This window comes from Filobacillus milosensis (assembly GCF_004402015.1).
GTDB classification, from domain to species: Bacteria; Bacillota; Bacilli; order Bacillales; family Alkalibacillaceae; genus Filobacillus; species Filobacillus milosensis.
On record NZ_SOPW01000009.1, the window covers coordinates 118,120 to 134,088 of the forward strand.

Here is a 15,969-nt window from a genome sequence, read left to right on the forward strand (position 1 = left end):
AACTTTTAATTATGTGGTAATATTAACGCTGTCCGATAATTTTGGTCCGGTAGTTCAGTTGGTTAGAATGCCTGCCTGTCACGCAGGAGGTCGCGGGTTCGAGTCCCGTCCGGACCGCCATTTTAAAATACTTACATAATGGCAAGGATAGTAGTGTAGTGATTTTCGATAGGCGAGTGCATCACCCAGCGACGAGCACTTACAGTTATCATTAGTAGGTGGCAGTCAACAAATATATAATATAAACATGGCTCGGTAGCGAAGCGTAAACATCATTGAAATTACTACATCGTAGCTTTGCGAGGAGCGTATGCATCGCCGAAATTACTTGCAACGCGACGAGCACTTACGGTTATCGTTAGTAGGTGGCAGTCAAACAAATAAATAATTTTAACATGGCTCGGTAGCTCAGTCGGTAGAGCAACGGACTGAAAATCCGTGTGTCGGCGGTTCGATTCCGTCCCGAGCCACCATTTTATTAACAACACAGAATGCAAATCTGTGTTTTTTGTTTTATAGGCCAAAGTTATTACATTAATATTACAATTGTATATAAAATTCTGAATGTTCTATTGTATTAAATGAACTATTACACTAAATGAAACAATAAACACATTTTATATAGAAAATTTTAGAAATTATTATACAAGTTCATTACAATACCTAAACATGTCTTTATTTCTTTTTAGGTATTATGATAGATTATATAAGTGTAGCTGATTAAAATTATAGAAAAAAATAAAAAGTATATAAATTGAGTGTTGGAGGCAATGATCGTGGTGAAAATACTGGGGAGAGCTAGAAATAGTTTTCAAAAATTGAAAAACAACTCCATAATAAAGAAAACCCTTCTTACAACTTGTTTAGGTATGGGGGTTGCTATTGGTTCAGTTTATGCAGATTCCTTTAATGATAGCTTTGTAGAAGTATACCACGTTTATGTGGATCAAAAACATGTTGGAACTGTAGAAAACAAAGAAGATGTTGAAACATTTATTAAAAATAAGGAAAAACAGGCGGAAAGTGAATATGAAAACATAAACCTTGTGCCTGAACAGGATATATCGTATATAAGTGAAGTTGTTTTCACACCAAAAAATGAAACAGAGTCCGTTCAAAACAAATTAGATAATGCGTTAACGTTCAATGCTTCTGCAGTTAAATTACAGCTTAATAATGAAGTGATTGGTTATGTTAGTAATTTAGATGATGCTAATAAAGCCATTGGTAATGTAGTAAATAAGTACCTACCTGAAGGGTTAGGAAAAGATATTGAATTTTTAAAGATGGAAGATAATGAAATTACTAAATCTTCTTTCTTTAAACATTTACCATCAGATGTTCAACAGACTGCAGTAAGTGAAAATGAAAGTGAAAAGGAAAAAATCACTTTAAATGATGGTTCTGTAGTTTTAGATGCAGGACTAACGGAAAGTATTGATTTCACACAAGTAGGAGTCGACCCTAGAAAGATCTTATCAGTGACTCAATTGGAGAAGTTGCTTGAGCGAGGCACAAGAGGTAAGAAAGTACATACAATTCAAGAAAGTGAAGTTCTTGGCAAGGTTGCTATGAACTATGATTTATCAATAGATGAATTATTAGAACTAAACCCTGAATTAGATGAAAATTCAATCGTGCAAGTTGGTCAAGAAGTGTATGTAGAAGATGAAAAACCTTATATAGATGTATCATATACAGTAGAAAAAGAAGTTGAGGAATCCATTGATTTCAAAACGGTAACTAAAAACTCTGACTCTCTTTATAAAGGTCAACGAGAAGTTGATCAACAAGGGAAAAAAGGTAAGAAAAAAGTAAAATATAAAGTTACTACAAAAAATAATGAAGTAATTAGCAAAGAAAAAGTAAGTGAAGAGGTCATTGAAGAACCAAAAGATAAAGTAGTTCTTAAAGGAACAAAAGTTATCCCTTCAAGAGGAACGGGTCAGTTTTCATGGCCAGCGATTGGTGGAACAATCACTAGTTACATGGGCTTCCGTTGGGGGCGTCAACATAAAGGAATTGATATTGCAGGTGTAAGTAACCGTACGATTAAAGCTGCAGATAATGGAGTAATCGTTTCTGCTGGCTGGCATAGCACATTCGGTAGAAGAGTTGTTATTAACCATAACAATGGTTATAAAACACTTTATGCCCACCTTTCAAGTATCAATGTAAGTGTGGGTCAAACCGTTAAAAAAGGTCAAAAAATAGGCGTTATGGGATCAACAGGTCGTTCAACTGGTGTGCATTTACACTTCGAAGTATTTAAAAACGGAAGAAATGTAAACCCAATGGATTTTTATTAATTCAAATAAACCTCTAGCTTTAATAAAAGCTAGAGGTTTTATTCATATTATAGTCAAAGGATTTTTTGTGCAAATTGATGTAAAATAGGGAATAGATATAATAACTTTAATAAGGTAGGTGTACCCAATGAGTTATAAAGTTTTAGTTGTAGACGATGAAGAACCAATTGCAGATATTTTAAAATATAATTTATCAAATGAAGGGTATGAGGTGTTAGTTGCGTATGATGGACAAGCAGCTATCGAACTAACTAAGAAAGAAGAGCCTGATATTATTCTTCTCGATATTATGTTGCCGGAGAAAGATGGTATGGAGGTTTGTCGAGAAATTCGAAAAGATTTCCATATGCCAATAATTATGTTAACAGCTAAAGATTCGGAAATAGATAAAGTGTTAGGTTTAGAATTAGGTGCAGATGATTATGTTACAAAGCCATTCAGTAATCGTGAAGTCATAGCTAGAGTAAAGGCGAACTTAAGACGTATTAACAGTGAAGACAACAATCGTAATACATCATCAACACCGAATATTAAAATAGGCGCCTTAGAAATTAATAGAGAAAACTATTCAGTGACTCGTGATGGAGAACCAGTGGACCTAACCCATCGAGAGTTTGAGCTGTTATTATATTTAGCTAAACACATTGAACAAGTAATGACTCGTGAGCACTTATTAGAAACAGTGTGGGGTTATGATTACTACGGCGATGTGCGAACGGTAGATGTTACTGTTCGTCGTCTACGTGAGAAAATAGAGGAGAACCCAAGTAATCCTAATTGGATTGTCACACGGAGAGGTGTAGGGTATTACATGAGAAACCCTGAATAATAGGAGTAGATAAAGTATGGGTGCCATCTGGGGATTTTTTAGATCAATACAACTTAAAATGATCGTCGTTTATATATTATTGTTACTAATTGCTATACAAGTGATAGGAGCTTATTTTGCCCAACAGTTAGAAAGTCAGCTTAAGGATAATTTCACAGAATCTATAAATGAGAGAATTCAGCTTTTGAATTTTAATTTAGAACGTGCATTTACTGCAGAGCGTCCAGAGGGTTCAGCTACTTTAGGGGAAGATGTACGTTCTATTTTACTTGATTTTGACTCTGAAGATATTAATAAAATACAAGTAATCGATCCTAACTTAAGAGTAGTTGGCACGACTGATGAATTTGAACAGAGTAATATAGGTAAACGAACGACTGATATTACAATTCAACGAGCTCTATCAGGGAGCGTTGAGGAAAATACGATGTTTAACCCAGAAACAAGACATCGTACGTTAGTTAAAGCAGAGCCCATCATAGATGAAGAAACAGATGAAGTTGTAGGTGCTATTTATATAGAAGCATCATTAGAAAGTATTTATGGGCAAATGGAAGACATTAACCGAATATTCGCGAACGGAACGATTCTTGCGATTACGGTGTCAGCATTATTAGGGATTTTGGTTGCAAGGACGATTACCAAACCTATATCAGAAATGCGAAAACAAGCCAAATTTATGGGAGCTGGCGACTTCTCACAAAAAGTAAATGTATACGGGTCGGATGAAATTGGTCAATTGGCAGTCACATTTAATGAGTTGAGTGATAAAATTCAAGCGGCTCAAGCTAATACAGAAGGCGAAAGGCGCAAATTGAGCTCAGTACTGTCAAATATGACTGATGGGGTAATAGCCACAAATCATCTAGGGCAAATCATATTAATGAACCCGCCAGCAGAAAATTTAACGAACTATAAACAGGAAGAAATAGTAGGGCAATCCCTAATTGGAGTATTAGGAATTGAAGAACAAGTGACCAATCTAGATGAATTAAAAGAAATGAAGAGCACAATAATAGATTTCTCAAGTGAAGAACAACTCTTCTTGTTAAGAGCGAACTTTTCTGAGGTTCTTGATGAAAATGGGGAAACAAGCGGTATTATTACCGTTCTTAGTGATGTCACTGAACAAGAAAAAATTGAACGTGAACGCCGCGAATTTGTTGCTAATGTATCCCATGAGTTACGTACACCATTAACAACCATGAGAAGTTATCTGGAAGCTTTAACTGATGGTTCAACTTGGAAAGATGAACAAATTGCACCTAAGTTCTTATCAGTCACACAAAACGAGACTGAGCGAATGATACGTTTGGTTAATGACTTACTACAATTATCTAAAATGGACAACAAAGACTATCAACTTCATAAAGAACGCTTAAATTATATAGACTTTATTCACCATATCGTAGACCGTTTTGAGCTTAACATAAGTGAAGACATAACAATTGAACGTAAAATTCCCGAGAAAAATTATAAGGTATGGGTGGACAAAGATAAAATTACACAAGTCTTAGATAATATTATCTCTAATGCTATTAAATACTCCCCAGAAGGAGGAGAAATTTTAATAGAAGTATCAGAACAAAACCATCAATTACTTACAAAAGTTACAGATGAAGGTGTAGGTATACCTGAGGAGAACCTTGAGAAGATCTTTGAACGATTCTATCGTGTTGATAAAGCTCGTTCCAGAAAGTTAGGAGGAACAGGCTTAGGTTTAGCTATAGCCAAAGAGTTAATTGAAGCCCATGATGGAGAAGTATGGGCTAATAGTATTGAGAACCAGGGAACAACAATTACGTTCCGCTTACCACTTATGCAGCAGAAAAGGGGAGGTCGAGCATAATGGTTGAACATATAAAATCAATTATCCTTTTCTTGCTTGTTGCATTTAGTTTACTATTAACCTTTGCATTGTGGACATACCAACCGGAGTTTCAGGATTTAGATACCCAAAAGTTTGTGGATGAAACTAAATTAGAAGGTCAGGAAAAGCTGATAGAAGAAGTTGTCTACCCAAATAAAATTATTTTCCATGACTATCAAGAACACAAAATGTTCAGAGAGAAAGTTAATGAAAATGACCTATATAATGAAATTTTATCTTGGGAATTTTCATCAATTAGAACACCGGCTAACCTAAATACAATACGTCGTCATCTTGAATGGTCCGAGCCATTAGGATGGACAAATAATAAGAGTTATCAAAGTATAGAAATTCAATACCCTGTAGGTGTTCCATTTGAATTAGTTAATCAAATGTTTTCAGTTAATAAAAATGATGTTAACTGGAGTGGGGAGTTTAATAAACTATATTTAAATATGAAATCAAACGACCAGGAAATACAGTTTGTATTTGCTTCTGACTCCCATCAAAAAATATTAACAGGAGAGATCGAATCTTCAAAAGCCTTTCAAAGATTAGAGAATGAATTTAACAGTTCTAATACAATGGTTAATTTACAAGAGTATAGATTAAATAATGACCATACCGTTTATTTACCAGAAGAAAAGCTAAGCTTAAGAAGTTACGCGGTTACAACCGAACCATTATCAGAACAACCGATGATTAATGTTCTGTTTAAAAGCCCATCTTCAGTAAGAAGAGTCGCTACTAATAATAGTGATTCTTATTGGACAGACGGATCTCGAAGACTAGTTACTCAACCTGTGTTTGATAATGATGAAGTTATGTCATTTGTTAATTCCTTATACAAAGATGGCCCTTTAATGAATAAAGAGGATATGATACAAAAAAGTATAGAATTCACAAATGATCATACGGGCTGGACAGATGATTTTAGGTTAGATAATTTAAATGAGTTTGGATTATTAAATTATCGAATGTACTACAATGGTTACCCAATATATGATACAAGTCAACAATTTGAGCAACTACTTCAAATGGAACAAAAATGGATAAATAATCACCTTTACTCATTAAAACGGCCTCTCTTCAAGATTAATAACAACATTGGGATTGATAGACGAGATTTAGCTTCAGGAGAAAACGTCTATCAATTAATACAAACCATTAATGAACAACTGTCCTACATCATTCAAGATGTTCGTATCGGTTATAAACTAAATGCCAGAAATGATGGTTCAATAGTTGTACTCGAATTAGATCCAGAATGGCACGTTAAATTTGGAGAAGATATATGGCGACCATTAAGCTCTTTTAATGATGTGTTGACGAACCAAGGGGTTGAATAATAATGCAATGGGGCCAAATAAAAACGATATTCATTATAAGTTTTTTGATTTTGAATTTATTCTTAGTTCAAGAACTTATAGAGAAAATAAATGAGGCCGACTTAGATAAAATTAGTCGATCAACCATTCAAGAACAATTAGAAGCTCAAGGTATAACATTCGAAAATTTGCCTGAAAGTGGCTTGAAAGAAGTTTATGTGACTGCTAAGCGATATCAATTAACAGAAGAGGATTTGCAGGCGTTAGATGCAAAAATTGACGCAGATGAGCAAACCATTGGGGTTGATACTGCCCAAGAAGTTATTGCAAGCCAATATGTTGAGCCATTGGATCTTAACTTAGAAGAAAGCTTTGATGAGTCGATAGCGAAAATTAAAGAAAGTGTCCTATATGGCGGTACATTTAAGTTTTGGGATTATTATGAGGAAGAAAATGCCTTGCTATTTTTCCAAGAGCAGAACAATCGGACTGTTTATTTTAATGAAACAGGCGTATTATTGGTCGTTCTTAATGAAGAAGGAGATGCCATTCAGTATAGACAAACGTTACTTGAAGAGGTTGTCCATAATTCTGAAGAACAGACCGTTGTAGATCCAATCAATGCCATATTTGAGTTGTATTCAAATAACGTCCTTAATTATGAAGATAATATTTCAAATATGAAAATAGGGTATCACACGTTATTACCTTTAGAAGATGGTGTGCAAGTTTTTGTACCGACGTGGGAAATAACAGTTAATAAAGAAGATACTTACTTTGTTAATGCAATGGAAGCACAGTATATACCTAATAATGAAATAGATTTTGTTATTAAGCTTAAAGAGTTTTTAAAGAGAGAAATTGAGGAGTTAAAAAATCGGAGTGAATAAGTATGAGCTTACATTTTAGTGTCTTAGCTTCAGGGAGTACAGGGAACGCCTTTTACATAGGTACAGACAAAGTGAAATTACTAGTTGACGCTGGTTTAAGCGGAAAAAAGCTTGAAGGTTTAATGCAACAAGTAAATATTAATCCTAATGAATTAGATGGAATTTTGGTTACTCATGAACATAGTGACCATATTAAAGGGGTAGGGATTGTTGCCAGACGATATAATTTGCCCGTCTATGCTAATGAAAAGACTTGGGAGGCCATGGAACCTCAACTAGGGAAGATTATGACAGAACAAAAGTTTCACTTTGATATGGAGACAGTAAAAACATTTGAAGATTTAGATGTTGAGAGTTTTGGTGTTTCACATGATGCTGCTGATCCAATGTTCTATGTGTTCCACCATCAAGGTAAAAAGGTATCTATGATAACCGATACTGGTTATATATCTGAACGTATGAAAAAAACAGTCGAAAATTCTAATGCTGTATTGTTTGAATCCAATCATGATGTGGGTATGTTACAAATGGGAGCATATCCTTGGAACATTAAGCGCAGAATATTGAGTGACAAAGGACATGTTTCAAATGAGGATGCTGCTATTGCAATGCTTGACTGTATTGGTAACCAAACAAAACATATCTACTTAGGGCATTTAAGCCAAGATAACAATATGGTTGATCTAGCTCGCATGAGTGTTGAACAAATACTTAAAAAACATGATATTGCAGTCGGTGAACAGCTAACCTTAGAAGATACAAGTCCAATAAAACCAACTTCTATATGCTATGTATAAAATTAAGGTGTGGTGAGGTGTAGATAATGGGTTATTACGATGATCATTTAGGCCCAAAAAAGAAAAACGAACGTGGCTGGTTATTACCTACAGTAGTAGGATTATTCCTAGGAGCTGTATTAATCTTATTGGCTTTACCTGCTTTAGTTCAAGCCAATTTATTACCGTATGATTTAACAGTTGAAGAAAATGAAGATGAAAATGTACAACTCGATCAAGTGCAAAGTGATGAAGGGAATTCTAAAAATGTCAAAGTAGACATTAATTCTCAAATTACTGATGTAGTCAATAATGTTTCAGATACTGTAGTTGGAGTAGTGAATATAAAACAACAGAGTATTTTTGGCGAACAAGGATCTAACCAACAACAGGGCGGCGTTGGTTCAGGTGTCGTTTATAAGAAGACAGGTGAACACGCTTATATAGTGACGAACTATCACGTGATTCAAGGTGCTGACTCCGTTGAGGTAGTCTTTGCAAATGAAGAACAAGTTGAAGCAGAACTTATTGGTGGCGATCTATACACTGACTTAGCTGTATTACGTGTAGAAGCCAAATATGTTGATCAAGTCATTGAACTTGGTAGTTCGGACAATTTAAAAGTAGGTGAACCGGTTGTAGCAATCGGTAACCCATTAGGCTTACAATTCGCAGGCTCTGTCACACAAGGTATTATAAGTGGTAAAGATCGTTTAATACCACAAGACTTTGATGGGAATGGTCAAGCGGACTGGCAAGCAGAAGTTATGCAGACCGATGCAGCGATTAATCCAGGGAACTCTGGTGGTGCACTGGTAAATATGGATGGCCAACTGATTGGTATTAACTCCATGAAGTATGCATCAGCAAAATTGGAAGGTTTAGGTTTTGCGATACCTATTGATTTGGCAAAACCTCTTATCGAGGATTTAGAAGAAGACGGAACAGTGACAAGAGCGTACATGGGAGTAGAAATCTTTTCTCTTACAGATGTACCACAGTACCACTGGCAAAAAACATTAAACCTTCCTGACGACGTGAATGGTGGCGTCATCATTGATGGTGTCCAGCGAATGTCACCAGCCGATCAGGCAGGTTTTCAACAATATGACGTCATTGTAAAAATGGGAGATACAGAAATTACGAACGTTCTGGAATTAAGACAGTACTTGTTTAATGAAACAGGTCCAGGCGAAGAGGTTAAGATTTCCTTTTATCGTGACGGCGAACTACAAGAAACTACAATTACATTAGCAGCACAAGACTCATAAACAAAACTCCGCTCAACATGGATTGAGCGGAGTTTTACTATAATATAGTATTGTTCGGAAAAACAGTTATACACATTATCTACATGTTTATACACAAATTGTGAGTAAAAATTTAAGTAAATGCATATATTGTGTCAATAATTATTTTTTTTACTAAATAAGAGGCGAACATATGTTGATATGTTGATAAAGTTGTGGATAAATAGCTTATTTGTAGATAAAGTGCGAGTTATTCATAAGTGTTAACAACATACACACAACAATTGTGGACATCTTGTGATTAAGCATGTAAAAAGCTATAATTTTAAGGAGTTATCCTAGTTATGCACAAGTTATTAACAAAACATCTTGACAAATTCAATGTTCGGAAGTACACATAGGAGGTTACAATGGATATCAAAATAATTTCAGTTGGTAAATTAAAAGAAAAGTACCTAAAGCAAGGAATTGACGAGTATTTAAAGCGATTAAGTCCTTATGCAAAAGTTAAAATAGAGGAAGTTCCTGATGAACATGCACCGGAAAGTTTAAGTGAAGCGGAGAAAGAAGAGGTTAAAAACAAAGAAGGAGTTAAGTTACTCACAAAGTTATCCACAGATACATATGTAATAACCCTAGAAATTGATGGGAAGCAGTTAACTTCTGAAGCATTTGCGAAAAAATTAGACGAGTTAGCAACGTATGGACGTAGTAAGGTGGCTTTTGTTATTGGTGGATCTTTAGGACTAAGTGATGAAGTTAAGGAGCGGAGCGATTTCTCAATTTCATTTAGTAAGATGACTTATCCACACCAGCTGATGAGACTGATTTTGTTGGAGCAGGTGTACAGAGGGTTTAAGATTAATCGGAATGAACCGTACCATAAATAGAGGCAAAAAAATTTGAAGGTAAGGTGGTAAATTCCCTTCGGAATCATATATCGAGGTATTACTTTTCTCTATGTCCTCTGAACCCCGATAAAGCAAGTGGATGAGTGTAAATGTCTTAGATATATTGACTTCTGAAAAATCAAAGTCGAGTTCAATTTTGTCAACTGTTCGAGAACGACCATCAGCTAATTTAAGTGATATGTTATTTAGCAAAAGCTGAAAGAGTTGTTTTTTCTGGTCTCTTGATGACTGTTGAAATATTTGAATGTACTTTTCTAATAAATCACGGATAATTTCTGGAGGAATAACTTTTGAGTCTGATGAGCTTAGTTGAACGCTAAGTTCATTTTTATTTTGTTCTAATTCGTTTTTTAACTTAGTTAACTTTTGTAACCGTTCTTGCACTACTGAAACAGGTAAGAGGTTTTGTTCAAATGCTTCCATATATTTTTCATGCCTAGCATTGACTTCTAGAAGCTCATTTTCAATAATCTCTAATTGCTTTTTTATTCCTGAGTTTGAATGAATAATGTCTCTATTGATATCTTCAATGATTTTGTTAAAGTTCTCTGCGTCATTTAAAAATTCTTTTATACGGTTTATGACAGCCTCTTCAGCATCGTAGGCTTTAATTGAATTAGCTTTACAGGCAGTTGATCCTTTGTTATGGAATGCACCACATACATAATAACGATGTTTTCGTTTGCTTCCATCTTTTCGTGTATGTGTAGTGATAGACGGAACCATACCTTGACCGCAATCAGGACACCGAAGGATACTATTTAGTAAGAAAGGCTCGTGTGATTGGCGCTGCTTAAAAGACTTACTTTGTCTTCGGGCTTGAACGATGTTCCAAAGCTCCTCAGATATAATTGCTTCGTGTTCCCCATCGACTAAAATAGGGTTCGGATTTTTGCCACGTCTTCTTTTTTTATCCCAATTCTCGACTTGTAACCATCGAATTTTCCCTATATATACATGGTTATCTAATATCGTAGCTATCCCATTAATGGAAAAGTGTTTGTTACGCTTTGTTCTATATCCAGATTTGTTTAAATGGTTAGCTATAGCTTTTAGACCCTTACCATTTGCATATAAATTATAGATAAGATGAACAATCTCTGCTTCTTCGTGATTAATAACTAGTTCTTTCTTTATTGAGTCATACCCGAAAACAATACCACCATTCCATCTACCTTCATTAGCTCTCTGAGTCATTCCTAGCTTCACGTTTTCTGAAAGAGTATTTCTCTCCATTTCTGCAATAGATGCCATAAGTTGAACGACAAGTTTGCCGATTGGACTCGATGTATCGAAGTTCTCCGAGTAGGAAATAAACTTCACGTCATACTTTTCAAATTTATCTAGAAGCACCAGAGTATCCAACATGTTACGTGAAAGACGTGAGATCTTCCAAACAAGTACAGCTTGAAACTTACCCTTATCAATATCCGAAATGAGTTTTTGCATTGCAGGTCGTCCTTTAATATCCTTACCACTTATACCTTCATCAACATATTCCTCTACAACTTGCCAACCATAGAGAGATGCATACTGACGTAATGTGTGTAACTGTGCAGAAATACTATAACCTTCACTTGCTTGCTCTTCTGTACTGACGCGACAATATATTGCAACATTTTTTATTTCATACATTTGATTAGCTCCTTTAACCTTTTTATACAGTATTGGTATTAAAGGAGGGGAAAAATACATTGGTTTGTTTTTAGGGGATTTATTTAAAATGTGTTTTGCAAGTGGCTAATAAAAATAAACTGCTGAAAGGGCTTGAAATTTATATTAAGTAGTTTCTAAAAAGGTCGCTTTTATTAAAATATGGAAATAAGATACAATATATATAGTAATAGAAAAGGAGGACATAAGTATGGGACATACTAGTATTAACCTGGATAAAAATTTTAGGTTATTTCTAGAAAATAATGATATCGATATGGCCATTTATATGGATTTTTCTTTACCTTACTACTTAATCATAAATAGCGGCTTTTTTGAATTTTTAACATCTGAAGATTTCATATTACCATCAACAAAGAGAAAAAGGAGAGTAACATTTAAACTATCAAGCTATGCACATCATAATCAGGAAGTGCCTCTAAGAGAGGCTACGCTTTCTATCACACCTAACGATCTATCCCATAATAGTTTTCGTTATACAGTAATAAACACATATATATCAATCTTAGTGGAAACTTTTAATGACGAAAAAGAAATGATAAAAGATCTATTTGAAAATAAACCACATTCACTAGTAGATGAAATTATGCAACCGTGTTTAGAGTACATACTATTTAAATATAATGAATATACACATGGTAAACATGCAATAAGTCCATCAGTTTATGATTGTAGTCATCTTATGTACTGTTTCTTATATAGTAATCAATTGGTTGAAAATTTTGTGCTAACTCCAAACACCAGTAATTTGGGGCAAATAAAAAGTGATGAATTTATTAATGCAATTAAAGAAGAAGTAAAAGTCTGGAAAGCTTTTTATAGTGAAAGTAAATACTCCTGTAAAACTTATGACTTTAAAAAGGCAATAATATATTCTTCTGTTTCTTTGGAATCATATATAAATTATATTATTCTATCGAATGATTTAAACCCAAGTCAGTATGAAAAAAATGCAGAAGGAAATTTTTTAACGGTTTATGCAAAGGTAAGCAAATTAGTCAATAAAGGATTTATCCAAACTAACTATAATTATAAGACTAGAAATAGAAAAATAAATAACATATTAGACGCTAGAAACGATATAATGCATGGGAAATTAAGAAACTTTGATAATTTGAAAAATAAAGCAGTTAAATCAGTAAGATCACTTGAAGAATTATTAAATGATTGGGGAGCTTTTTAAATAATCCAGTAAACTACTGGTAGTATCTTATTATTTTAGGTATTTTTTGTATGAAAAAATTAACAAAATACATAGGGGAATTAATTAAATATGTCCAAATTAGCAGATAGAGATTATGAGGTATTAACGTGACAATATTAATGGCAATGTCAGTGTATCCAAGTGAAGGTAAACCATATTCTTTAATGGTTGCTGATTCTATGAGAACAGAAGTGTATTATAATTCTAATAAAGAATTTGGTGATTACGAGTTTGCTGGACAAGCATTTAAGCAGGATGTCCAGAAGTTACATAAAATTAATAAAAACCTTATTATAGGGTTTGAAGGGGAATTTAGAGGTAGGATTCATCACAAGTTAATTTCCAATTTAAACAATATTATTAACCCCACTGATAACTTACATGCTATACATAATAAAGTTGTAAAAGAAATTATTAATTTATTCCCTAAAGGCCAATTATTAGAAGAAGCACAATACAGTATGATAATGAGTGGATTTATTGACGGTATTCCATCACTTAGTAAAACTGTATTTAGAGATAATGAGATTGTAGAAAATAGATTTCAAACACCTAATAAAGGTAATTTTTCGATTATTTTTGATCCACATGTAACACCTGAAATGGCAGAGCAATTTAGAGAGAAAGTAAAGTATTATAATAGTGTTAGTTTCTTTAGAAAGGAGTTTGTAAATTTAGCAAAAGCGGCTTCGAAATATAGCACAGGTAGTAACGATAATATAAAGGTAGAAAGACTAAAGTAATTTTTAAAGAGTTGCCTTATTGTTATTCCTAAAGAGCTGCTTTATTTGTTATCTTTTTCAGTATTTTATAGAACAATGTTTACAACAATTTTATGTGCCCTTTTTGTCTTAGGCTATTCTATTTCTCATGATACTTCTTAACTTTGACTTTTTCTAAATATGTCACAGTAGACCAATACTGCGCAACAAATAAGTAAGATTAGGAATAACCTAATGAGTTTAAAAATGGATATTTATGTTAAAATATAGTTGACTTTGTGAAATATTGTACTTAAAGTAACGGGGCAGGATAGTTTAATAAGAATTTGAATCTTTACAAGAATCCATAACGTCGAATTAAGCAAAGGAGGCATATATTATTGAGAAAAACTAAATTGGTTTTTATACTCTTATTATTTTCTTTTGTCTTAATTGGGTGCCAAAACAATAACCTAAATCTAAGTGACGATGTTACGAGTATCGAGGTGTATGAGTGGGATAGTGAAGAACTGGTCGCTACTATCGATGATAAAGGGTTTATAGAAGAACTTGTAAAAGATTTAGACAATGCAAGAACACATTCAACCGCAAATGTTGATTGGGCAATGCCAGATTATAAATTACTTTTCAAACATAATAGTGAAGTTTTGTATGAGATTGGTTATTGTAAAGATGAACAGAACTTTGGAAATGGTGCAGTGGGACGATATTGGGAATCAGATAAACTGTATGAAGTAAGTACAAAATTGACTGTGGAATAACGATTCAAATCTAAGAAGGAGGGGTTCTTTGAAGAAAAATATAATTTGGATAATAATAGTTACCTTAATAGTTACCTGCATGTACTTTGTTTACTCAGATTACAAAAAACATCAGCGATACGAATCGTACATATCAAATCAGATTAGGCAGTCTTTAGGAAGTGTAGTTGATACGATGAGCCACAGAAATAAGACAAGTGACCAAGCTTTAGCTACTATACTTGAAAATAAGTCTATATCAATGGAAGAGGTAAACCATATAGGTTCGGTTCTTAGCTTTTATTTTCAAAAATTACAAGCTACGGGAGATGTTACTAATCACTTGGAGATGAAATCTAATCATGATTTAAGCATATATATATCGTCTTGCCATGATAAGTTAATTCAATATGAAAGGCAGTTAGAAAAAAGTGAGAATACTAAACTTGAATTAAATTCATCCGAATTAAAGTTCTTTGAACAAATGAAAAGTATGACTTCAGAATGGGAAAACGTAAGCAATGATTATAAAGAGGTACCAGAAACCGAGCTATATAAACTGAGTGAAGGGCATTGGATTAGCCTATATAATGATTTATCAATAGTCACAAAAGAAAATCTGAATTGATTATTTAACAATCATCTTTATAATTGATAATTTTGTTTCTGGGGGGGTTATATGAATCGTTATCAAAAAATTTCACTAATTATTTTAATAGGTAGCCCATTGCTGTTCTTGATTATTTCTATTATTACTGGAATATGGGATATCTTCTTGTGGAGCTTGTCAACTATTGCAATCGCATTAACAATATGGAAGGCAGGCTCAACCTCCAAGCATTAGAAGCGAAATTGCAAAATAATATAGGAGAAAATTTGTGAAGAGATGTACTTAAAGTAACTTGGGGCTTTACTTTAAGAAGAAGGAGTAAGATAAACTAAAAATTTATATATGCTGGAGTGATATTATGAATTATTATCCTGCCAGAGTTATTTCTATTGAAAATAACTACATTAAAATTAGAGGTTATTTAGACAACGAATCAAAAAGACGAATATTTAAAGAATGTGATATTAAAGACATCACTACCAACGAATTAGTGATTACATATATAAGTTCAACAAGTGATGCATTTAGTGATATAAATTTAATTGAAAAATTATTACTTATTAGAGATATTGGTATTCCATTTAACGAAGATCATAAAGTTATTTATTCACCGGCAGAGTTTATGCGTGAACTCTTAGATCGCGGCTATAAAATTGGTCAGTTTAATGCTATTAATGGCTATGGGACTATTAGAGAATTTGGATAAATTATTATTCAATTAACGGGGGCAATAGTTGAAGAAGGCTGTCGCTTTCTTGAAGAGTTTTGCCAGAAGAAGTTATGTACTTAGCTATAATTGAAAAGGGGAATAATCTTGGGAGATACTTTAACATTTAAAGAACTACAATCACAAAAC

The 15,969-nt window shown here is 33.6% G+C and carries 15 protein-coding genes and 2 tRNA genes; 16 read left to right on the forward strand and 1 reads right to left on the reverse strand.

What is annotated here, in order from left to right; genetic code table 11:
* Positions 1–43: 43 nt before the first annotated feature.
* The 10 genes from E3U55_RS09890 to rlmH all read left to right on the forward strand — a co-directional run bounded on the left by E3U55_RS09890 (position 44) and on the right by rlmH (position 10,142).
* Positions 44–120, forward strand: a tRNA-Asp gene (locus E3U55_RS09890).
* 277 nt (positions 121–397) lie between these two features.
* A tRNA-Phe gene (locus E3U55_RS09895) sits at positions 398–473 on the forward strand.
* A 303-nt stretch (positions 474–776) separates the two neighbouring features.
* The gene (locus tag E3U55_RS09900; protein WP_194840871.1) at positions 777–2,309 is read left to right on the forward strand and encodes a peptidoglycan DD-metalloendopeptidase family protein; all 1,533 of its coding nucleotides are present in this window, start codon (positions 777–779) and stop codon (positions 2,307–2,309) included.
* Positions 2,310–2,436: 127 nt separating this feature from the next.
* Positions 2,437–3,138: a response regulator YycF gene (gene yycF, locus E3U55_RS09905; RefSeq protein WP_134340271.1), complete on the forward strand. Its 702-nt coding sequence runs from the start codon at positions 2,437–2,439 to the stop codon at positions 3,136–3,138.
* Positions 3,139–3,154: 16 nt separating this feature from the next.
* Positions 3,155–4,987, forward strand: coding sequence for a cell wall metabolism sensor histidine kinase WalK (gene walK / locus E3U55_RS09910; RefSeq protein ID WP_134340272.1), 1,833 nt, complete (start codon positions 3,155–3,157; stop codon positions 4,985–4,987).
* The gene (locus E3U55_RS09915) at positions 4,987–6,357 is read left to right on the forward strand and encodes a YycH family regulatory protein (RefSeq protein ID WP_134340273.1); all 1,371 of its coding nucleotides are present in this window, start codon (positions 4,987–4,989) and stop codon (positions 6,355–6,357) included. The genes walK and E3U55_RS09915 overlap by 1 nt, the downstream gene beginning before the upstream one ends.
* 2 nt (positions 6,358–6,359) lie before the next feature.
* Complete coding sequence (locus E3U55_RS09920) at positions 6,360–7,226, forward strand: two-component system regulatory protein YycI (RefSeq protein ID WP_134340274.1); 867 nt, start codon at positions 6,360–6,362, stop codon at positions 7,224–7,226.
* Positions 7,227–7,228: 2 nt separating this feature from the next.
* Complete coding sequence (locus tag E3U55_RS09925; protein WP_134340275.1) at positions 7,229–8,023, forward strand: MBL fold metallo-hydrolase; 795 nt, start codon at positions 7,229–7,231, stop codon at positions 8,021–8,023.
* A 26-nt stretch (positions 8,024–8,049) separates the two neighbouring features.
* Positions 8,050–9,273, forward strand: a complete 1,224-nt coding sequence (locus E3U55_RS09930; protein WP_134340276.1) for a S1C family serine protease — start codon at positions 8,050–8,052, stop codon at positions 9,271–9,273.
* A 389-nt stretch (positions 9,274–9,662) separates the two neighbouring features.
* A complete protein-coding gene (gene rlmH, locus E3U55_RS09935; RefSeq protein ID WP_134340277.1) occupies positions 9,663–10,142 on the forward strand; it encodes a 23S rRNA (pseudouridine(1915)-N(3))-methyltransferase RlmH in 480 nt (159 codons plus the stop codon).
* Here the strand turns inward: rlmH and E3U55_RS09940 are convergent.
* Positions 10,038–11,798: a recombinase family protein gene (locus tag E3U55_RS09940; protein WP_194840872.1), complete on the reverse strand. Its 1,761-nt coding sequence runs from the start codon at positions 11,796–11,798 to the stop codon at positions 10,038–10,040. The genes rlmH and E3U55_RS09940 overlap by 105 nt on opposite strands.
* A gap of 229 nt (positions 11,799–12,027) precedes the next feature.
* On the opposite strand from E3U55_RS09940, the gene E3U55_RS09945 reads away from it, so the two are divergent.
* The 6 genes from E3U55_RS09945 (at position 12,028) to E3U55_RS09965 (ending at position 15,819) form a co-directional block, all read left to right on the forward strand.
* Entirely contained in the window at positions 12,028–13,020 is a 993-nt protein-coding gene (locus tag E3U55_RS09945) for a hypothetical protein (protein WP_134340278.1), read from the forward strand.
* A 128-nt stretch (positions 13,021–13,148) separates the two neighbouring features.
* Complete coding sequence (locus E3U55_RS09950; protein WP_134340279.1) at positions 13,149–13,784, forward strand: hypothetical protein; 636 nt, start codon at positions 13,149–13,151, stop codon at positions 13,782–13,784.
* A 359-nt stretch (positions 13,785–14,143) separates the two neighbouring features.
* On the forward strand, positions 14,144–14,524 hold the full coding sequence (locus E3U55_RS09955) for a hypothetical protein (protein WP_134340280.1): 381 nt from the start codon (positions 14,144–14,146) through the stop codon (positions 14,522–14,524).
* A gap of 79 nt (positions 14,525–14,603) precedes the next feature.
* Positions 14,604–15,131 carry a hypothetical protein gene (locus tag E3U55_RS09960; RefSeq protein ID WP_134340281.1) on the forward strand — a complete coding sequence of 176 codons (528 nt, stop codon included), beginning with the start codon at positions 14,604–14,606 and terminating at the stop codon, positions 15,129–15,131.
* Positions 15,132–15,182: 51 nt separating this feature from the next.
* Positions 15,183–15,347 (forward strand): hypothetical protein, encoded by a 165-nt coding sequence (locus E3U55_RS17550; RefSeq protein WP_194840873.1) that lies wholly within the window; start codon positions 15,183–15,185, stop codon positions 15,345–15,347.
* 124 nt (positions 15,348–15,471) lie between these two features.
* Positions 15,472–15,819, forward strand: coding sequence for a hypothetical protein (locus E3U55_RS09965; protein WP_134340282.1), 348 nt, complete (start codon positions 15,472–15,474; stop codon positions 15,817–15,819).
* Positions 15,820–15,969: the final 150 nt, after the last annotated feature.